General features: G+C 34.4%; 19 protein-coding genes and 3 pseudogenes. 8 read left to right on the forward strand and 14 right to left on the reverse strand.

Going from position 1 to position 19,419, the window contains the following annotated elements:
* Nucleotides 1-39: 39 nt before the first annotated feature.
* The 5 genes from LRP84_RS12305 to LRP84_RS12325 all read left to right on the forward strand — a co-directional run bounded on the left by LRP84_RS12305 (nt 40) and on the right by LRP84_RS12325 (nt 4,165).
* Complete coding sequence (locus LRP84_RS12305) at nt 40-1,824, forward strand: sigma 54-interacting transcriptional regulator (protein ID WP_230575342.1); 1,785 nt, start codon at nt 40-42, stop codon at nt 1,822-1,824.
* A 132-nt stretch (nt 1,825-1,956) separates the two neighbouring features.
* Nucleotides 1,957-2,475: a GNAT family N-acetyltransferase gene (locus LRP84_RS12310; protein WP_230575343.1), complete on the forward strand. Its 519-nt coding sequence runs from the start codon at nt 1,957-1,959 to the stop codon at nt 2,473-2,475.
* 57 nt (nt 2,476-2,532) lie between these two features.
* Nucleotides 2,533-2,976: a DinB family protein gene (locus tag LRP84_RS12315; RefSeq protein ID WP_230575344.1), complete on the forward strand. Its 444-nt coding sequence runs from the start codon at nt 2,533-2,535 to the stop codon at nt 2,974-2,976.
* 276 nt (nt 2,977-3,252) lie between these two features.
* Nucleotides 3,253-3,708 (forward strand): SRPBCC family protein, encoded by a 456-nt coding sequence (locus tag LRP84_RS12320; RefSeq protein ID WP_230575345.1) that lies wholly within the window; start codon nt 3,253-3,255, stop codon nt 3,706-3,708.
* Nucleotides 3,709-3,751: 43 nt separating this feature from the next.
* Nucleotides 3,752-4,165, forward strand: coding sequence for a VOC family protein (locus LRP84_RS12325; RefSeq protein ID WP_230575346.1), 414 nt, complete (start codon nt 3,752-3,754; stop codon nt 4,163-4,165).
* 211 nt (nt 4,166-4,376) lie between these two features.
* Here the strand turns inward: LRP84_RS12325 and LRP84_RS12330 are convergent, their stop codons facing one another.
* Nucleotides 4,377-5,288, reverse strand: a complete 912-nt coding sequence (locus LRP84_RS12330; protein ID WP_230575347.1) for a VanW family protein — start codon at nt 5,286-5,288, stop codon at nt 4,377-4,379.
* 569 nt (nt 5,289-5,857) lie between these two features.
* Here LRP84_RS12330 and LRP84_RS12335 point away from each other — a divergent pair.
* Both LRP84_RS12335 and LRP84_RS12340 read left to right on the forward strand, forming a co-directional pair.
* Nucleotides 5,858-6,172 (forward strand): coiled-coil domain-containing protein, encoded by a 315-nt coding sequence (locus LRP84_RS12335; RefSeq protein ID WP_230575348.1) that lies wholly within the window; start codon nt 5,858-5,860, stop codon nt 6,170-6,172.
* A gap of 116 nt (nt 6,173-6,288) precedes the next feature.
* A complete protein-coding gene (locus LRP84_RS12340; protein WP_230575349.1) occupies nt 6,289-7,380 on the forward strand; it encodes a DUF3900 domain-containing protein in 1,092 nt (363 codons plus the stop codon).
* 155 nt (nt 7,381-7,535) lie between these two features.
* Here the strand turns inward: LRP84_RS12340 and LRP84_RS12345 are convergent.
* The 11 genes and pseudogenes from LRP84_RS12345 to cspD all read right to left on the reverse strand — a co-directional run.
* Nucleotides 7,536-7,742 (reverse strand): annotated as a pseudogene (locus tag LRP84_RS12345) (imm11 family protein); the annotation flags it as partial.
* Nucleotides 7,735-7,886: pseudogene (locus LRP84_RS12350) on the reverse strand (Imm70 family immunity protein); the annotation flags it as partial. The pseudogenes LRP84_RS12350 and LRP84_RS12345, both read right to left, overlap by 8 nt.
* 5 nt (nt 7,887-7,891) lie before the next feature.
* Nucleotides 7,892-8,023, reverse strand: a complete 132-nt coding sequence (locus tag LRP84_RS22450) for a hypothetical protein (protein ID WP_302850591.1) — start codon at nt 8,021-8,023, stop codon at nt 7,892-7,894.
* A gap of 269 nt (nt 8,024-8,292) precedes the next feature.
* A complete protein-coding gene (locus tag LRP84_RS12355) occupies nt 8,293-9,621 on the reverse strand; it encodes a glycosyltransferase family 4 protein (protein WP_230575422.1) in 1,329 nt (442 codons plus the stop codon).
* A 37-nt stretch (nt 9,622-9,658) separates the two neighbouring features.
* Entirely contained in the window at nt 9,659-10,714 is a 1,056-nt protein-coding gene (locus LRP84_RS12360; RefSeq protein ID WP_437438781.1) for a phosphotransferase, read from the reverse strand.
* 6 nt (nt 10,715-10,720) lie between these two features.
* Complete coding sequence (locus LRP84_RS12365; RefSeq protein ID WP_230575350.1) at nt 10,721-11,896, reverse strand: carboxylate--amine ligase; 1,176 nt, start codon at nt 11,894-11,896, stop codon at nt 10,721-10,723.
* The gene (locus tag LRP84_RS12370) at nt 11,886-13,214 is read right to left on the reverse strand and encodes a glycosyltransferase family 4 protein (protein WP_230575351.1); all 1,329 of its coding nucleotides are present in this window, start codon (nt 13,212-13,214) and stop codon (nt 11,886-11,888) included. Before LRP84_RS12370 ends, LRP84_RS12365 begins: the two co-directional genes overlap by 11 nt.
* Nucleotides 13,211-13,867, reverse strand: a complete 657-nt coding sequence (locus LRP84_RS12375) for a PIG-L deacetylase family protein (protein ID WP_230575352.1) — start codon at nt 13,865-13,867, stop codon at nt 13,211-13,213. Before LRP84_RS12375 ends, LRP84_RS12370 begins: the two co-directional genes overlap by 4 nt.
* Nucleotides 13,868-14,229: 362 nt before the next feature.
* Complete coding sequence (locus tag LRP84_RS12380) at nt 14,230-14,772, reverse strand: AarF/UbiB family protein (protein ID WP_230575353.1); 543 nt, start codon at nt 14,770-14,772, stop codon at nt 14,230-14,232.
* 629 nt (nt 14,773-15,401) lie between these two features.
* Nucleotides 15,402-16,256 carry an exonuclease gene (locus LRP84_RS12385; RefSeq protein WP_230575354.1) on the reverse strand — a complete coding sequence of 285 codons (855 nt, stop codon included), beginning with the start codon at nt 16,254-16,256 and terminating at the stop codon, nt 15,402-15,404.
* Between the two features lie 134 nt (nt 16,257-16,390).
* A complete protein-coding gene (gene cspD, locus LRP84_RS12390; protein ID WP_035430809.1) occupies nt 16,391-16,591 on the reverse strand; it encodes a cold-shock protein CspD in 201 nt (66 codons plus the stop codon).
* 539 nt (nt 16,592-17,130) lie between these two features.
* Between cspD and LRP84_RS12395 the strand changes: the two are divergent.
* Nucleotides 17,131-18,243 (forward strand): annotated as a pseudogene (locus LRP84_RS12395) (phosphodiester glycosidase family protein).
* A gap of 53 nt (nt 18,244-18,296) precedes the next feature.
* On the opposite strand, the gene LRP84_RS12400 reads toward LRP84_RS12395, so the two are convergent.
* Together LRP84_RS12400 and LRP84_RS12405 are read right to left on the reverse strand one after the other, a co-directional pair.
* Nucleotides 18,297-18,914: an acetate uptake transporter gene (locus LRP84_RS12400; RefSeq protein ID WP_230575355.1), complete on the reverse strand. Its 618-nt coding sequence runs from the start codon at nt 18,912-18,914 to the stop codon at nt 18,297-18,299.
* Between the two features lie 84 nt (nt 18,915-18,998).
* The gene (locus LRP84_RS12405) at nt 18,999-19,400 is read right to left on the reverse strand and encodes an NUDIX hydrolase (RefSeq protein WP_230575356.1); all 402 of its coding nucleotides are present in this window, start codon (nt 19,398-19,400) and stop codon (nt 18,999-19,001) included.
* Nucleotides 19,401-19,419: the final 19 nt, after the last annotated feature.

A 19,419-nucleotide genomic window follows, 5' to 3' on the forward strand; every position in this document is an offset into this window, starting at 1 on the left:
TCTCAGTTCTATTGAATATTTATAAAGGTTGTGAATGCAATGATTGATTTTTCCTTTCTTCCCTTACATAAGGTTTGGAATTCCAGTTTTGATTGTATGATTCTCACTGATGAACAAGGAGAAATTCATTCTTTAAATCGATCTGCCGCACGTTTATTTTCATCAAGTCCAAGTAGCCTAATCGGAACTTCTATCCATGAAATTTTCCCTTCAGAAGAATTTAAAAAAAGCTTTCAATTCAAAAAAGATAAGACAGGCATCTCACTTTCTCTTGGTACCCGACAGTTAATTGTAAATACTTCAGTTATCCAAATCGATTCTGAAACTGTCTACTACCTTCTTAATCTTAAAGACAATACTCAGCTCCAACAATTGCAATATCAACTTCAACAAATGAATGAAACCAGGCACTTATACGACGTAATATTAGATCAACTTGAAGAAGGAATCACTGCAATCGATCAACAAGGGAAAATTATATTTTACAATCGAAAAATGGGGGAAATTGATACTGTTGAGCCTGCATCAGTACGAAATAAAAGAATAGTGGATACCTGGCCAATAGAGGAAAATTCCAGTACCCTTCTTACTGCTTTGAACACAGGGAAGACACTCAGCCATCGAGAAAACCATTTTACTACCAATGGTAAATCGGTCACAACCCTTTCAAAAACTGTTCCGTTATTTCTAGGGAATAAAAAGGTAGGAGCTTTAGAAATTGCAACAGATATTACAAAACAAAAACAATTAACTGAAACCATTTTTCAATTACAAAAACAAACAAAAGGAAATTCGGCTCCTTCCAATTCTATGCTAGCTCGAAAAAACAATACAAGATTCCAATTTGATAACATTATATTTTCAAGCGAACAATTGAGACAGACAGTTGAACAAGCAAGGAGAGCTGCGCGGTCTAATTCAAACGTCTTGATTTTCGGTGAGACTGGTACGGGAAAAGAATTATTTGCTCAAAGCATTCATAATGAAAGCCCGCGAAAAAACAAGCCCTTTATAGCCCAAAATTGCGCAGCATTACCTGAATCTTTACTTGAAGGATTGTTATTCGGAACCAGTGTAGGGAGCTTTACTGGGGCGACAGATAGAGCCGGACTATTTGAAGAAGCGCACGGAGGAACTTTATTGCTTGATGAGATTAATTCTATGGGAACAAACCTTCAAGCAAAGTTACTTCGTGTTTTACAGGAAAGAAAACTTCAACGCTTAGGTTCATCTAAAGTTTTAGATATTGATGTACGAGTTATTACTACGATTAATGAAGATCCTCTTGAGGCTATTACCAATGGAAAACTGCGAGAAGATCTTTATTATCGGTTAGGGGTAGTAAATATTGTAATTCCCCCCTTACGAAATAGAAAAGAAGATATCCCTACTTTAATAGAGTATTTCACTAACAAACATTCTACTGCCCTAGGTGTTAACGTCACAGGAGTTGATGAAGATGTTTATCAATTTTTCATGAACTATCAATGGCCAGGTAATGTTAGACAATTGGAGCATTCGTTGGAGGGAGCTTTGAACTTGATTTACGATGAAAGTGCCATTTCATTTGAACATCTTTCTCCTACTTTTAAAAACAAAATGATCCAGCAAGTCAATCAACCATATGCTCAAGAGCATTCGATTTTTTCCAAAAGCCTGCCGGAACAAATTGAGCATCTTGAACGAGTAATGATCGAACAAGCAATACATGAATCCAAAGGAAATATTACAAAAGCAAGTGAACAATTAGGAATTCCAAGACAAAATCTAAATTATAAAATCAAAAAATACAAAATTACCTATCTCAAAGGATCATTTCAATAAATAGAAACCGTTTGCTTTCTATAAAAAATAAAGCAATAAAAAGGAAACTAGTATCCTTAATAGTTCATAATATAAATAACAATGAATTTGTGTTAATATTATCAATATTCTTTATAAAAAAGGGGTATGAAAATGAATGTTTCATTAGTAACACCTACACTTGCATTACAAAACGAATACCTAAATTTCTATCAAGAATGGAAAGATAGCGGCGAAGATATGGTACCATGGGTCATTAGTAAAGACCCCTCAGACTTTCATGGAATGATTCAGTTTCTAGCAAGTTCAGAGAAAGGTGAAAATCTCCCTGAAGGTTGGGTACCTGATTCTACTTATTGGTTGGTTTCAGAAAATAAAAAAATTGTTGGTGCTGTGAATATACGCCACCAATTAACAGAAAAATTATTGAATTGTGGTGGACATATTGGTTATGGCATTCGCCCTTCCGAAAGACAAAAAGGATACGCTACTACTCTGTTAGCTTTAGCATTAGAAAAAACGAAAGAATTAGGCGTTCGAAAAGCTCTTGTTGTCTGTGACGAAAGTAATGTCGGTTCTGAAAAAACCATTATCAAAAATGGCGGCATACCTGATTCAAACTATATTGAGGAAGATGGCAATGTTGTAAAAAGATTTTGGATTGAACTATAACACGCAAAGTAATAATACATTCCTTGTCTTACTAACTTGAAAAACGGAGGAACTAACTTGTCTAAATTAGTATCTCAATTAGAAAGTATGATTTACGCTACATCAGAAAAAGTGCTCTCTCTTGTAAATATAGAACATAAACCTAATCCATCAAAATGGTCTAAAAAAGAAATATTAGGTCATCTATGTGATTCTGCAAGTGTGAACCATAAACGTTTTGTTGATATTCTCATTTCTAAAGAATCTATAACAATCCATGGCTATAATCAAGATTTATGGGTGAAAATACATAATTATCAGCATACATTTTCAACCGAAGAAATACTAAATATATGGACTTCTTTAAACAAACGCATAGTCAATCTTCTCACCAATGTTACAGAAAAACAATGGAAGCTCCCATGTAAAACAGAAGATCAAAACATAGTAACATTGGAGTGGCTAGTTACGGATTATATTGACCATATGAACCATCATTTCAAACAAATATTTGATGAATAACCCGAATAAAAAGATGAGTACGAACAGAAAAAGATTTCAGCTTAGCACTGAAGTCTTTTTTTTCTTGCTTTATAAAATGTGTACAACTCATTTTCTACTTCAAACTGTACAGAAATCCTACTCGGATCAATGACTATAAACCCACCATCTACTGCTGTTAATTTATAATTTTTCACTACATCACATAGTACAACATAACTCAAATTAAATCGCCTTGACTAGAACTTATGTTCGATTATATAATTAAATTAATTCACTTGATAAAGGAGGGATGATATGAAAAGTTGGACAGAACAAATTATAATTCACACACCTATTGACCATGTATTTTCGTATTTAAATGGTTCATTAACTCAAATGCAAAAATTAATGCCCCATGTCATAGAAAATACACCTGTAAAAGAAACAGAGGCAATTGTCGGAAGTATTTATCGCCAGAAATATAAAGAAGGCGACGAAATTCAAGGGTATGATGTTGAGACGCTTGACTATGTAAATACACCCGAACACAAAAAATTAAAAATCGGATTTACTCTTGCTAATATGTTCGATATTACAGCTACATATGAATTAGAAAAAACAGATAAAGATCGAACATTATTTAAATATACTGCAACAAATAAAGCATTAACTGAACAAGCTGAGTTATTTATGAAATCTGCAACAAATCAAGTTGCTATTGACTTTGTCAACCGTGTAAAAAAGATTGCTGAATCTGAATACGACGAGTAAACTAAGAACAATAATCAATAAAAAAATTAAAGGAGCGTTACAAATGAAACAACAAGCCACTCCATACCTTACATTCAACGGCAATGCAAGAGAAGCATTAGAATACTATAAAGAAGTTTTTGAGGGAGAAATCGAAGGAATCCAAACGTTTGGCGATGCTGATTTTCCGACTCCACCAGAAGTTGATAACAGAATTATGCACGCTCGCTTTAGAAAAGACGGTTTATTCTTCATGGTTTCAGATGCATTTTTAGGTCAAACTATTGAAGCAGGAAATCATATTTCACTTGCTCTTGAATTAGATAACGAAGAAGAAATTCAAAAGGTTTACAATGCGCTAATCGGAAAAGGGACTATACTAATGGAACTACAAGATACATTCTGGGGAGCAAAATTCGCAAAAGTAAAAGATTGCTTCGGTGTAATTTGGGATCTGAACTATACAAAACCTCAATAAATTTCATAACAAAAAGGTGCTTGCATAAGAAGCACCTTTTTTGTTATTTATTACAATCCGTTATTTTTCTTTATTCAAATTCCTTCGACTCAAACTTTTTAAAGGAATGACCTACTATATTTATCCCGCATTAACGGGCAGTAAAAGCCCAATTGGTTCAACTAACCATCAATGGGGAATAAAGACCCTCCCCACTGATGGAAGTTTCACTTTATCTTACAGCACGTACCTCTGCGATTAATTTCTGACCTTCTATGTACATCACAAGCTTAACTGGAGTATCATTTGGATTTTCAAATACTAAATCTAAATAAGGATACGCAATCGTTGCATCTCTACCTTTAGGTACATAGCCTACTTGTTTGGAATGTGTTGATCTCTCTACCATTGTTAACCCTGCTTGATCTGCAGCATTAAACAGTGTAGAAGAAGTTTGACATACACCACCGCCATATCCATCTACTAATTTACCATCTATAATCTCTTTTCCTAATTGGTACCCTTTATCAGGTGTTGTATCACCTATTAAAGCATTGAAGGAAAATCTATCTCCCTTTCCTAATACAACCCCATTGACAGTGCTTGCAGACAAACGAATATTTTCTATTCTACCACCAGTAGAACCTCCTAAATTCGTTTCATATCTTCCTAGAACTGCTCCATTGCCAGTTGCATCTTCTGGTTTTGCTACAGGCTTTTTCTCTACAATCGGCAGCTGATAAGAAGAATCCCACAATCCTACATTCATCAATTGATCTATTAACTCTTTTTCCATTAATTCATAAGAAGGTTTCCCTTCTATCCATTTACCATCACTTGTCATACGAGAAGGAACCATCTTTGTATCGATACTCTTTCCAAGTTCGCTAACAACCTTAGTAACTTCCTTTTTAAATTTCTTCTCATCTTCAAAATAACCTAAACTTGCTAAATCTAGTTTTTTTACTTCTTTTCCACTTCTTCCATCTACTAAACTTATACTTTTATTTACTTCTTCCTTCGCTTGTGCAACATTCTCACCTGCACCACTCACTAATGTAACCTCACTAGCCTTCGGACTACATCCGCTAACTACGCCTATACATAGTGCCCCTAACATCAAACCTCGAACCTTATGTAACAATCTACTCTCTCCTTTTATTCTCTATCTATTTCTAACAAGTCTATGTATTATCACATTATTTCACAATATTACTTTTATTACATTATTACTACATTTCCGCCATATTTTAAATTACTCTTTTCTTTCTTAAATGTCTATACATATTCCCTTAAAAAATTCTTAACTTTGTTAAAAATTTTATCCGCCCTTCTCTATCCAGTATATACCAACAGGTGCATTAGATACAATTTTTATCCATCAATATTTTACTATGTTGATAGTACGTATATTTGTAATGAATAACGACTCCTTTTAAGGATAGTTATAATAGCCATACAGAAGGAAAAGGCAACCTATCATAATAGGTGTCCGCCGTGTCCGCCATCCACTCCCGCACATACAGTATGATGAATCCAACCAATTTATCCCTCATTAACGGGTGGTAAGACCCCACCTCAAGATTCAGAGAAAAACGAAGAAGATAGGTGGGAATAACTGTCCGTAAAAGCTCGATTAGTTCAACTAACCATCAGTGGGGGATGAAAAAACCCCACTGATGGAAATTTCACTTTATAGAACGGAGGATGTCTATGTATCCTTACAATCCATATAACCCTTATATCCCACAACAATACGATATACAACCACAATATGAACAATATATAGAACCTATGCAGCAATATGATCCATACGACCCAAATCGTCAATTTCAAATTCCCATCTCATTTCCAGGCAGTGGCAGCCGTGAGCTAGAACGCCGTGTAAATGAGCTAGAGAAAAGAGTAAACCAACTTCAACAAGTTGTAGAACGTCAATCACGCCGCTTAAATAGACTAAATCAACGTCTACGCGTTGTTGAAAACAAATTAAACCTTTCATTTACACCATACGAAGATGGATTTTAATATGTAAAACAAAAAAAATAAGAAAGGAAGGGCCTCCCCTTCCTTTCTTAAATTGACGAATGTTTTCTCCATCTCTATACTGAAAAGAGTTAATGAAACGAAACAAGGTGATAATCATGGATTTTGAAATCAATTTTCTTTCCTTTTACGTCGTACAAGTAGACGGACAAGGTGAACAAGCAGATAAACGTTATAAACATTTTCAAACGTTAGATACACAAGAATATGAAGACAGTTCACTAAAAGACTTTCTAGACGGCGAATTATTAAAAATCTCAAAACGAAAAGTAGACCGTCATCCCAAAAGTGAACAAGTCCCAACAAAAATAGGCCGCTTTATCGTTGAAATTGGGCACGAATTAGATTCGAATCCGAACTACAACCTATTTAACCGCATTCGCTTTGCAGAAACGAAAGAAACATTCAAGGATGTAAATGAACCGCTCGTTTATACATATATTGATACAAGCGCTGTACGCGGCGGCGTATTTCTCGTTGCCCAAGCAAAGCTTCGCAAATACTTCGACGATCCGTTCGTCTTTGTAATGAAATGTGACTTCGAACCAAAAGTCGCTTCTATTTCTGATGAAGCAACACTAATCCGAAACGTCGAAATGGCAATCACAACCAAAAATATGAAGTCGATTCAATATCCATACATGCCAGAAGAAGGCATCGTAGAAGTAGGCGAATTAAAAATCCACCAAGCATCACATGCCCGCTACTTCGAAGACTTCTTGAAATTCGTAGAATACGAGCGTTCCATGCCAGAAATTATGAAAACACAAGTAATGGACATGGTATACGACCAAATTGAAGACGTTTTTGAAGAAGGTACAGAAGAACGAGAACAATTTGACCAAGCGATGGAAGTGTGGGCAGCGAGTCCACAGCGTGAAATTATGGAGCATTTCACAACAGAAGAAGTCATGGAAGCTACTGCACAAATTGTGGAGCACACCCCTGAGATAGAATTAAAGCTAAAGGCAGACCATATTTCTGTGAAAGCTTTGCTTGCGGATTTTGGAGACCAAATTCATATTGCGAAAGTTAATGATAAATATGTACTGATGATTGAGGCGGATTCGCTTACGTTCGAAAAAGGCTTCTCCCCTATTGAGTTTTTGAAACCTGATGAGTTAGAGAAGGTAGTAGAGCGGATTGGGAAGAAGCAGCAATATGGGTATGGTGCAGGAGAAGATGAATAAGTACCCTCAAGGAGATTTTACCCATTAGTGACCAAAATATGCTCTTGAAGCTGTAGAAGGTTTCTTTATTAATAAAAAAGAGTGCCTGTCATAAATACACGCACTCTCTCCTCTTATAATGTTTCTATTTCCAAATCAACTTCCTTTCCTATACCTTACATGTTCAACTCCGAATCCCATACTTCGACAAATTCAAAACCTTGCAAACCAATTTTTAAAACTGTATTTCTAAATGCATCTGATACAAAAACAGCAGTAGGATGATTAATTTTGTTTATATATATTTTAAAAATTGTTTGATTTTGAACAATACTAGGAATAAATGAAAATTTTTCACAACCTATTATTAAACCACTTGTCAAAATACAAACTCTTCATTAACATTAAATATTGGGTACCCCACCCTTCAGGCTCTGTATGATATGATATTGTTGAAAAAAACTATGTAAAAAATCAGGATGTCCTGTTTCATAGAAAAATATATCTACTTTAAATCCTACTGCCATTAATATCAATCCTCTCGATTACATATTACCTCTGGTATTTCTTTAGACTTTTCTCTTATATTTCTTACAATATCAAATAAAGCGTCTTCAGGAACAATTTGTTCTGCCGTTTGAGAGTTACTTTGAAATTGTCCCATCACTTGAATCCCCTCTATAGTTTTCTATCCAGTCTTTCAGATTTTGTTCGAAAGTTTTTGGACTTCTGCATAACTTGATAAACTATGAAAATTATACCATATTAAAAATCGAGGATTTCATGCGAAATTTCTAATTATTGTATATTTCTTTTTTATACCGTCTTAAAGTCCTTAACTGCGCTGAATATGATAATCTCATTTCTAATTCAGAATAATTCTCCTTCATAGATTGAGTCATCATCTTTCTATGAAGGCATTAAATACAGATTCTACATATCGCTCATAAAAGAGTGATAGATTCTTTCTATCTTTGAGACCATCACATCTTGAGTTAAATGTTGTTGTGAATAGGTCTGAGCCTCTCTTCCTAATCGTTCACGAAGACTCTTATTGCTTAAAAGCAATTTAAGAGCATCGGAAAGTTGTTGCACATTGCCTGGGTCACAAATGATCCCTGTTTTTCCGTTTTGAATCATTTCTGGTATACCACCGCAACTTGTTGTAATAATAGCTTGACGAGACAACATAGCTTCAATAACTGAAATTGGAAAATTATCGTTAATGGTAGGTAAAACATAGATTTCAGAAGAAGAAAGAATTTCTGGTATATCTGCTCTTCTGCCAAAGAACTTGATATTGTCGAGACCAAGTTGTAGCACTTGGTTTTCTAATCTTTCTCTCATAACACCATCACCAACAATCCACACCTCTACATTAGACAAATCTTGTCGAATTCGCGAGAGCGCTTTTAAAAAAATATCATGACCTTTTCTAGGAGAAAGACGGGAAACACAGGAAATTACAACATTATCATTACACTTCTCTTTAGATATAGAAGGTGGATGAAAATGTATACCTGTATGAACAGTAATCAATTGTTCTGTCTTTGCCCCGTATTCTTCTAAAGGAGAATGAAAGGAATTACTGATCGTTATAATTTGATCAGATGCTCTTATTCCCTGTTTTTCAATTTCACTAAAATACACTTCTTCAATTGATCCTTTTTTTATTTTATCGAACTTTAATCGACTTTTTGTAAAATGCCCATGTGGTGTAAAAAAAAGAGGTTTTTTATATTCTAGATTTAGTTGTCCTAATAAAAAGACAGCGAATAAATCTTGTGCATGAAACACATCATATTGTTCTAGACTTCTTTCTCTTAAAAAAGACTTAAACACGTTCAAAAAGCTCGTGTTTTTTATAATTTTTTCATTAACTGTACCATATCGTTGTAGCATAAAATCTCTTGCATGCTCAGCAGCTTGCGGAATATCTTGTTCTAGATGAACTGATGTCATTTGAGTAGGAGAGATAACATCTACGTCATGATCATACTTCTCAAAACCTGTTTTTAAGGAAGTAATATAGTTTGATAATCCCCCCGTATTGGGATATTTAAAAAATGTTACATAAAGGATTTTTAATTTTTTTGTTTTACTTGGCATACTATTTTTTTTGATTCCAAACGTCTGAAACGGTTTGATTACATAATTCTTTTTACTCTCTATTTGATAAAATTCATCCATAATTTTTAGTAGGCTCGCATGGAAGGGACAAATACATTCATTTTGCTCTTCCTGTGTTGTATTCAGAAGTATCTCCCCCTAACTCGGCTAATGATGAAAGTTATATATGTTATAAACCTAATTCTTTTCCCCAAGTAGAAATTTTTTCAAGGTGATACGGCAATAACTCACCGCCGCGGTTATCGAATATTCTTCGCAACTGGGTATGCAGTCCCTTTTCTAACGTTCTCTGCAAATACGCCATTTTATAAAGGTCAATTGGAGCATTTTTAAATGTAATGCCATTCTTTTTCATTTCGTTTGCATAGAATTCCACACAATGTGTGCGAATTTCTTCCGCACGAATCTGCCAATCTTTTCTGAATCCTAGTAATATTTCAACTAAAACAACCATGTCAAACCAGACCGGAGCATATTTCGTTGACTCCCAATCGATAAACTGAATATTCCAGTGTGCATTTAATGTCATATTGTTGCTGCATATATTTTGCATATGAAGATCGCCATGCGTTATCGATGAACCATTTTCAAATAGTTCCGGAAAAAAATCCGGTCCCTTATTACATATTTTTACTAGAGATGTATAATAGGGTTTAATAATCTCCCTTAACCGGTCGTCTTTCATCGCATCATCGAGAAAATCAATTGTCTTTCTAATATATTTAACTCGATCACTTCTCATGCGACTCGATTCATAAATAGGGAGCCAAGATTTCCAAACATCTTTATGTTTTTTCATATTGTCTTCAAATGTGTGTGCGTGAAGTTTAGCAACAGTGGGGATAATGTAGTCAAAATGTTTCGGAGAAAAGGTAATCTGGCCGCGTACTTGGCGTACAAATTCCATGAATATCCAAGTTTCAGTTCCATTTTGTTCAATATGATATATTTCAGGAAGAAATTCTTTCAATATAGGATAGGCTCTATCATATATATTAATCTCTACTTCATTTTTGTAATCTGCTGAATTATATATTTTTAAAATGATAGGATAGTAACCAACTTTTGTTTGAAGAGATAATTTGTATATACTGCTTCTTCTTGTTGATTTTAGACACTCTATTTTATCGGGATCGATTACAACTCTCTTATCCATTGAATAAGAGAGTTTTTCTGCAATTTTCATTTTTTCAAAATGATAGGATAATGTTTTTGCCTCGTACAAATGTTTTCATTCCTTTCGCTTTCGTTTCCAGGCGTTTTTCAAATGTGACCATGTGCTTCTAATAAATGGCATTGGATCATCCCATGCAAACAAAGCAAATTCCTTTTTTCCTCGTAACCCTTCATAAAAATCTCTCAACGTCATTTCAGCTCTTTTTTTCTTATGGCGGAATGTTAAATAATACCGAACAAGATAGATCCATTTGATACCGTCTATTTGTTTCAGTCTTGGCGCTGGATTTTGCTTAGTTAAATATAAATAATACATGTAAACAAAATCAATACCAGCAGGCCCTGTCAAACTATGTGTTAACCAAAAACGAGGGTTTATTTCAATAAACTTATAAACACCATCTCTAGGGTCCTTTTTAAATTCTGCCATAGCAATACCTTTAAGGTTTATCTTTTTAAAAAAAGGTAAGCATATGTCCACCAATTCTGGAATTTGTTTACTAACGATGTGAGCTCCTGTTCCAAATTCAGCAGGAAATTGATGATTCTTTTGTAAAGAAAATAACGCTAGTAACTCCATGTTGTCGTCATAAAATGTGGCAACTTTATAAAAACATTGATTATCGCCAGGAATAATTTCCTGCAGGATGAGTTTTCCATGCTGTCGATACAGTTTATACTCATTTCTAAGTTGGTCTGGATTCTGTATGAGAATAGCCTTTTGGTTTATCTTTTTTCGAAATTCATGTCCTAAAACTGGCTTTAATATACAAGGAAAATCAAGGGTCAATATCGCTTCTTCCAGTTGCTCTTGCTCCTTAATCACATACGTTTTAGGACATGGAATATTATGTTTGACCGCTAGTTCATACATTTTATATTTATTTAGCGTTTCGTCAATCAATGAATGCTCAGGAAACAAAAATAAATAATAGTTAGACAGCTCCATTCGATATTTTGAAATAAATACCACATAATCATCCGCACCTGTATACAAAACAGGTTTCAGTTTAAATTCTTTGGCCAAGTTAATTAAAAAAGTAAGTAATTTCTTTTCTTCAGATAAAGGGCTTGGGCATACTCCACATGAAGCTAGGCGTGATTTTCCTATTTTATAAGGCTTCTCTACATCAAACGCATAAACCTTGATTCCTTTTCTTGCTAAGCTTCTAATAATTCCAATTCCATTAGCACTTAGATCCAGTACAACCGCTGCATGTTCATGATTCATAGAGCTCTTCCTTACTAAAATAGTTTTTGTAGATTTTTTCGATATTTGCTACCATGATTTCTCTAGTTAAATGCTTCTTTGCAAACTTTCTTGCATTTTTACCCAATTGCTCTCGCGCTTGCTCATTTTCAATAACGAACTTTAATGCGCGTGCCAATTTTTTTGCATCTCCTGCATCGACAAGGATGCCTGTCTTAGAATGATTAACCAGTTCAGGTATACCTCCCGATGGCGTCGAAATGACACAAACTCCACTATGCATGGCCTCAATAATAGAAATAGGTAGGCTATCATTTAAAGTTGGAAGTACAAAAATATCGCTTTTACTTAAAATGTCTGACACATCATCTCTTTGCCCTAAAAACTCCACCATGGAAAGATTCAAATCATCAACTTTCTCTTCTAACTTGTCTCTCATCTCACCATCTCCGACAATGAGCAATTTAACGTTATCAGTATATTTACTTCCCATCTGCGAAAGGGCGTCAAGTAATACATCATGGCCTTTTCTTGGACCTAATCTAGCCACACATGTAATAACAAGTTTCTTATGCACTGATGTATTTTTTGTACTATACTTATCAGGATAATCAATACCTGTCAACACAGTTGTCATGTTCTCTTGTTTTGCCCCCAACTGCATTAATGGTTCACGAAATGAATCACTGAGAATAATAAGATGATTAGCAAATTCAATCGCCTTTCTTTCTAATACTGTATGATAGGCTTCTTCTATCGAACCTTTTTGAAACATGCCAAATCTCACCCGATTAAAAGTAAACATCCCATGAGGTGTAAATAGTAATCTTTTTCCGTAATATTCATTAATTCTTCCTAATATATTAGCTGTAAACAAGTCTTGTGCATGGAGGATATCATATTTTTTAAATTTAATATTTTCAAGAAGCATTTTTTCGAAGGTATACATATTTTTGAGGTTCCTGACAATTGTACTATTATAGCTTTCATAACGTGCTTTTAAAAAATTTTTTAATTGTGGAACAACTGCTTCACGTATGTCTTCTACTCGACTTTGAGAAAATCGGTTAGGTGAGACAATCTCGACGTGATGACCCTGTTGTCTTAAACCTTCACTAAGTGCTGTAATATAATTAGATAATCCACCAGTATGAGGATAATCCCAAAACGTAGCAATTAATATAGAGAGATTTTTCTTTTTAGACATCTTTGCTTCTGTATTTTTATAACGTTCTTGCTTTGTACTCTTCTTTTTTTGTGATGAGTATGAACGAATCCCAAAATATTCATCCATTGTTTTGACTACATATGGATATGGAAACTCAAGCTTCATTTTCATTTCCAAACCCTCCTTATCACTTCGAATGCTTCGGCGTATGGTACACCAATTGTCATTCCCCTAACTCTTCCTAAATATTGAATTCCTTCGTATGAACGGGGATGAGGAAAATCTCTCATTTCTACATCATAGTGTTTAAGCGCAGCAATCTTTGAATCTATTTGATCTGTAATGTTAACAAAATAATTAGGCTTGAAAGATTTATCATTCGTGTGGATATTCCACTCACTAGAGGAAACGGTTTCAAATGTAATCAATTCTATCGGTTGTTGGTTTGGTAAAGGTCGAGTCGCAGTCAAAACCGCTTGAAAAGTAATATGATGATCAATATTGAGGTCTCCATAATGATGGGTGAAGATTTTGTTTGGTTTATAAACCTGTATTAGTTTTTCTATTTCTTTCGTTAATTGATGTAGTGGAATTAACTCCAATTCTAAATTAGCATTCTGGAGAAATATCACTTCTTCAATACCTATCGCCTTATTTGCACATCGGCCTAGTTGCCGTATGTGATGAGCTTCCTCTTTTCTTCCTAGAGCAGTAATAATTGAAACTACCTGATGTCCTTCATCTACTAATCTTTTTAAAGTTCCGCCAGATCCTAATAACTCATCATCAGGATGTGCGCCAATGACTAAAATACACTCTTTCATTAGTATTCTCACTCCTTGTACTTCTTAATTTATGATTGATACCGCAAAAAGAAACCGTCATTAGCGGAAAACCCGCTTTTATTTATTACTAATAATAAATACTCCAGCTGTATAATCTATTGAGGTTTACATGTATATTTCAGTCTTACATGATATAGAAAACCTGCCATTACTGAAAGTTCTCTTTCCCCTTCAACAATGGAAATATCTTACCAATTAAGCACATACCAGTAGTTATCCTTCCATTTCCCTCTCGATCTTGAGGGAAGAAGTCTTATCGCCTACAAATTCTGAAAAACAAGCGTTCAGTGGTTTTAACGTTAAAAAGTATTACTTCCAAGACGCCTCGTTTTTTATCGATATTACATCCATTTATTATAAAGAGAAGGCTGTATATTCTTCACATGGTTCAAAAAATCCTGTGCTAGTCCAAATTTTTCAAGCCCCTTTAATAACTTAACTGGAACCTGAATATTTGAAGTAAAAGCTCTTTTATGGTCAATGACTTTTAGTTGACCCTTTTCATTTATTAAAACATGTCTCACCTCTGCATCCCATCTAGTAAATCCTATCTTTTTTAATTCATTCAGCATCATTAATATTTTCTTAGTTAACTCTTCTGTCAGTTTTTGTTCTCTTTTCAAGTAACCGGCAAGAGAAGTACCATGTATATACTCAATAACAATATAGTTTTCTCCATACCCATAAAGCCGTGGAATAATAGGTGATGATTGTCCAATTATCAAAGCTTTCAACTCTTTTTTTTGAGTTTCTTCCTGATAAAATATTTTCACGCATTTATCATAGGCTAATTGATATACTTCTCCATCCTTACCATTTCCAATGAGCTTACATTTTTCCACATCTCCTCTACTTATTCTTCTTTTTCTAAAGTATGATTTCATTTTATTGCCCCTTCATTAAGATTTCGTAAATTTATATATCATTTCATATTCTATGATTCATTACTTACATATGTAACCTAGACCAATATATTATTTTTATAAATTGATTCAATTCATATATTCTTTTAGTAGATATTATTTTAAAATCTTAAAATACATGAAAAAATAATATAGCAAAAATTAAAAAAGTCATTCATTTTAAATAAATAGGAAGATTTCTTTGCTTTCACTCCATTCATTTATTTACTGAGCTATTTTCGTTATTTATTCAATTGCTACGTTCATTGAATGGAGATTCTCTACAGTTCATAGTATGAATGAGTATTTTACAGCTTATCATTTGTGGGTTATTCTTAGATTCAAAAAGGAGCAACTTTTCATTATTGAAGATAACAATAGGAGTTGTTATGTTATCTTCACAAATTTACATTTCTATTCTTTTGTATCGATATGAAAAATCTGTATGGTGGGGATGTATTAGGTTTTTCTTGTCCTTTGGTCTTAATGTGCATGTTTATCTCGCATTAACGGGGGAAAAAATTCCTTCTATAGCAAATCATAATGCCATTTCTTTTTACTGTTGCCTTCACGGGAATACTATCCCAGAATTCCCGCTCTTCTTATAGATTCTATTGCGTTTTATTCCCTTGATTATTATTATTCATTGCAGCCAATACTTGAAGTTGCTGTTTAGCTTTCTTCAAAGCAGTATTGAAGTAATTTTGTAACAATAGTAAGGTCGTACGATCGAAATGATATTGATCAGATACATTCTCCCATGTCTTACTATTTATGAATGTATCCCATGTCAAGTGAGAATATCCGTTTTTCTTTACCTCTTTAAATACCCATCTCTTCATTTTCTTTTTACCCTTATCAGTTAAAGAGCCATTTTTTACGAGTATGAGTTCCACATTTCTCTTGTATCGTTTATGAATATCCTTTTGCTTAGCCGCTGTGAGAAATATATTCGCGGTGTTCTTGGCATCGGAGAAGGCGCGGTGTTGTCTTCCTTCCCATTCTAAAGCCAATTGTGCCACTGCAAGTTTCAAACTTGGTGGATTTAGAAATAATTCTTCATATGCATGAAATACAAATCTCTGTAAATCAAATCTTCTTTCCTTCCCAAGATCAAGGCATTCCACATTGTATCGTACACAATCTTCCGTTAGAAATCCGTAATCTTCTTTCCCCCACGTTACAAACATATAATCTTCTCCAACAAACTCACGAAATCGCTCAATTACCTTAGGAAATTTTTCTACACCTTTTACATCTTGCTTTGTAATTCCTGTTAATCTTGTTGTATGACGAGATATAGATGCCGATGGTTTCACTAACGAAGAGAACAACTCGATAATGCTCATTGTACTTGCTTCAATCTTGATAGCTCCAATATCAACAATTTCCGTTGGAGCATCTGATTGGTAAGGTCTAAAATTCCGCTCAATATCAAATACAATATAATATTTTGGTTCATACATACTACATACCTCTTCCTTATCTCTTCTTAACATTATATCCCCAACCTCTAATATGTATTAAAAAACAATATTGCAGCTGTTCTATTTTAAGATACAAAAAAAAGAGAAGGGAGTTCCCTTCTCTTTCATTTCAATTACTTTTTCGTTACGTTAGTAGCTTGTGGTCCACGGTTACCTTGTTCAACTTCGAAAGTAACTTCTTGACCTTCTTCTAAAGTCTTGAAGCCGTCACCTTGGATAGCTGAGAAGTGAACGAATACGTCTTCTCCACCTTCAACTTCGATGAAACCGAAACCTTTGTCAGCGTTAAACCATTTTACTTTACCGTTTTGCATGAAAAAATCCTCCTAAAGTATGTACCTTCATGTACATGTCCATTTTCAACCACTTTACAAATAATAAATTAGACATTAAAAAACTGCAACCCAGAGAAGATTTAACATTGCTATCCCCTCTTAAGTTACAGCTTATTTAAATCTCTATGGTATTAAAAGTAAAATGGTTTAATATCACTATACACCTTTATTATAATAAAAGCAAATTTTATTTCATGTTTTTTTCGTAACTTCATCAATTGGCTGGTTTAATACCTTTCACTTCTTTATTTTTTCTATTGAATTATCTTACATGTCTTTGCTCCTGCCCTCCCACCACATAATGCTCATTCTTGTTTTTAATGTGCCAGCCGTTCACTATTTTTTCATTCAGTCGCTATTAATCTGACTGTTTTTATCGCAATTTAACGATATACATTCATATTTACCTCTTGTCAAATTATTCATATCATTCTACTGTATATAAACAAATCAAATAAAAAAACGAATTTCTCATACAAAAAACTAAAGAATGAAATTATATAAGAGGAGTTTTCAGAATGAAAAAACATCTAAAAAAAGTGATAAAAGTATCTTCCATTTTATTGCTTGTTTTCATTTTAATTGGTGCTGGTATTTTGTTTGGTACTCCGTATGGACATAAATTGCGTGTAATTGCTGCAGAAAGTATTCTAACTTCGCAACACCACGATTTAGCAAAATTTACCTTTTTGTCACAACAAGAACTGGATGATATTTCAAATTCCATTAGTAATCCAAAGTGGAAAGACAGCCAATCTCTTGGTTTTCAGAAACTTTCAAAACAGCAATTAGAAGCGAAAAAGCATATGCCGCTTCATATAAAAATCGAGACCATCCAAAAAAAATATGCGGATCATTATTTTGAAGGCAAGCTCATGACAATTAGTAATCCTCTTAATGTAAAACTTGTAACATAGCAAGGTACACAAGGTAGCGATGTTGGTGAAAAAATTTACGTGATGGCGAAGCGAAATCACGCAATTGCTACAGTAAATGCAAGTGGATTTTCAGATGAAACGGGACATGGGGGCGGTAAAGAGGGGCTAGGCATTGTTATCGAGAACGGACAAGTTATCCATACACCAAAAGATATAAATTCACCGACTATTATTACCGGCTTAACAAAATATGGACAAATGGTAACAGGTGATTACTCTGCACAGCAATTGTTGAATAAAAATGTTGTTTCTGCAGCTGGTTTTATGCCCCAACTTATCGTAAATGGCGAAAAAATGCTTACGAATGATGGAGGATGGGGATATGGTCCACGAAGCATTATGGCTCAAAAGAAAGATGGCTCAATTATGTTTCTTATTGTAGATGGTAGACAACCTCACAGCATTGGTGCTTCTTTAAAAGATTGCCAGGATCTTTTATATGACGAGGGCGCTGTAAACGCGATGGCTATGGATGGTGGTTCTTCTGCAACTATGTATGCCTTAGGAGATATATTAAACATCCCTTCCACTTTATCTCATAAGTCTCGTTATCTTCCGAACTGCTGGGTTGTAACTGCCAATAAAAATCAAAAAGTGGATGTAACAATTGATGGTCATGTAGCTGAAGATTCAAAGATTGCGGAAGTTACAGGAACATTCGCTGTTGCTTCTAACGAAACAAAAAGCAGTTAAGTATCTTACAGATACTTAACTGCTTTTTTCTGTTTCATTCATGCTGCTATGTTTTATTTTTTGAAGATACCAAATGGCTTACCAACAGGTAATACAACTTTTCCGAAGTGCGTATTTAATACTGCAGCTGCTGATCCATAGAATGAAAGCAGTGAAATAAGCATTTCAGAAATTGCTGCTAATTCATGCATCGCATGTGGCATAACACCTAAAGTACTAAATGAAAGACCAATAAATAAGAAATCAATAAGTACAAAAATCATAAATAATACTTTATGTGTTTCCATTGCGCCAATTGTCATAAATAAGCTGAAAATTAAGTAACCAACAAATGCTACTCCAAGTTGCTTTGGATCCACAGTTGCTGCTAATTTTTCACCAAATACTCCAAGTTGAATTAACCATGAAGTCCCAACGCCAAACCAAAACAATGCAAATCCACCAAACGCTGTTGTCCCGAATGTATTATTATGCTTTGCATCGTTAATGCATGCAAATAATTGAGCAAAACCTCCTAAAAAGATTGCCCATGGCACTACAAATGAGACGCCACTTGTTAAGCCAAGTTTTTGTGAGGACGCAACAAGTGTAACCATTGCAAGTCCAAATAAGCCAAGTGCAGACGGATCTGCTGTTGTCATTTTCACATGATGTGTAGTTTGCTTTTCCATAAAACCCTCCTGATTTAAACACATACCCGAATACAATACTGAAATCAGAGGGCGCTGTCAATCTTTTTTATTGATACACATAAATTATGAATCTTCATATAGTTCATACACATATTTCCCTACTTCTAACGGTTTAATATTTATGTTTAATAAGTCCTTTACCGAGACCCATATCGGAATATATTCGCCTCGTTTCCTGTCATTTTGCACATATTCCTCACCTTGTCCGTTGCCAAGTGTACCGCCAACAATTATTGCTTCGTGAAAATATTGTGTTCCGTTGTACTTAATTGTTGTTGCAGGTCTCTGAAGCTTTACATGTAAGCCAAGTTCTTCATACACTTCCCTAATTGTTGCTTCTTCAGGGGTTTCTCCTTCCTCAATTCCTCCGCTAGGAAAGACGTAGTATACCTCTTCATTCCAAATGCGTTTTATAAGAGCTAATTTTCCTTCTTCTACAATAATTGCTGCACTTCGGTCTCGCATCCTGACAGCACCTCCATAA

Source organism: Bacillus rhizoplanae (genome assembly GCF_917563915.1).
GTDB lineage: Bacteria > Bacillota > Bacilli > Bacillales > Bacillaceae_G > Bacillus_A > Bacillus_A rhizoplanae.

Bases quoted from the DNA above. Each gene is read 5' to 3' on its own strand.
- LRP84_RS12305 (WP_230575342.1), top strand. From the start codon at position 40: ATGATTGATTTTTCCTTTCTTCCCTTACATAAGGTTTGGAATTCCAGT.
- LRP84_RS12310 (WP_230575343.1), top strand. From the start codon at position 1,957: ATGAATGTTTCATTAGTAACACCTACACTTGCATTACAAAACGAATAC.
- LRP84_RS12320 (WP_230575345.1), top strand. From the start codon at position 3,253: ATGAAAAGTTGGACAGAACAAATTATAATTCACACACCTATTGACCAT.
- LRP84_RS12325 (WP_230575346.1), top strand. From the start codon at position 3,752: ATGAAACAACAAGCCACTCCATACCTTACATTCAACGGCAATGCAAGA.
- LRP84_RS12335 (WP_230575348.1), top strand. From the start codon at position 5,858: ATGTATCCTTACAATCCATATAACCCTTATATCCCACAACAATACGAT.
- LRP84_RS12340 (WP_230575349.1), top strand. From the start codon at position 6,289: ATGGATTTTGAAATCAATTTTCTTTCCTTTTACGTCGTACAAGTAGAC.
- LRP84_RS22450 (WP_302850591.1), bottom strand. From the start codon at position 8,023: ATGGGACAATTTCAAAGTAACTCTCAAACGGCAGAACAAATTGTTCCT.
- LRP84_RS12365 (WP_230575350.1), bottom strand. From the start codon at position 11,896: ATGAATCATGAACATGCAGCGGTTGTACTGGATCTAAGTGCTAATGGA.
- LRP84_RS12370 (WP_230575351.1), bottom strand. From the start codon at position 13,214: ATGAAAATGAAGCTTGAGTTTCCATATCCATATGTAGTCAAAACAATG.
- LRP84_RS12375 (WP_230575352.1), bottom strand. From the start codon at position 13,867: ATGAAAGAGTGTATTTTAGTCATTGGCGCACATCCTGATGATGAGTTA.
- LRP84_RS12380 (WP_230575353.1), bottom strand. From the start codon at position 14,772: ATGAAATCATACTTTAGAAAAAGAAGAATAAGTAGAGGAGATGTGGAA.
- LRP84_RS12385 (WP_230575354.1), bottom strand. From the start codon at position 16,256: ATGTATGAACCAAAATATTATATTGTATTTGATATTGAGCGGAATTTT.
- cspD (WP_035430809.1), bottom strand. From the start codon at position 16,591: ATGCAAAACGGTAAAGTAAAATGGTTTAACGCTGACAAAGGTTTCGGT.
- LRP84_RS12400 (WP_230575355.1), bottom strand. From the start codon at position 18,914: ATGGAAAAGCAAACTACACATCATGTGAAAATGACAACAGCAGATCCG.
- LRP84_RS12405 (WP_230575356.1), bottom strand. From the start codon at position 19,400: ATGCGAGACCGAAGTGCAGCAATTATTGTAGAAGAAGGAAAATTAGCT.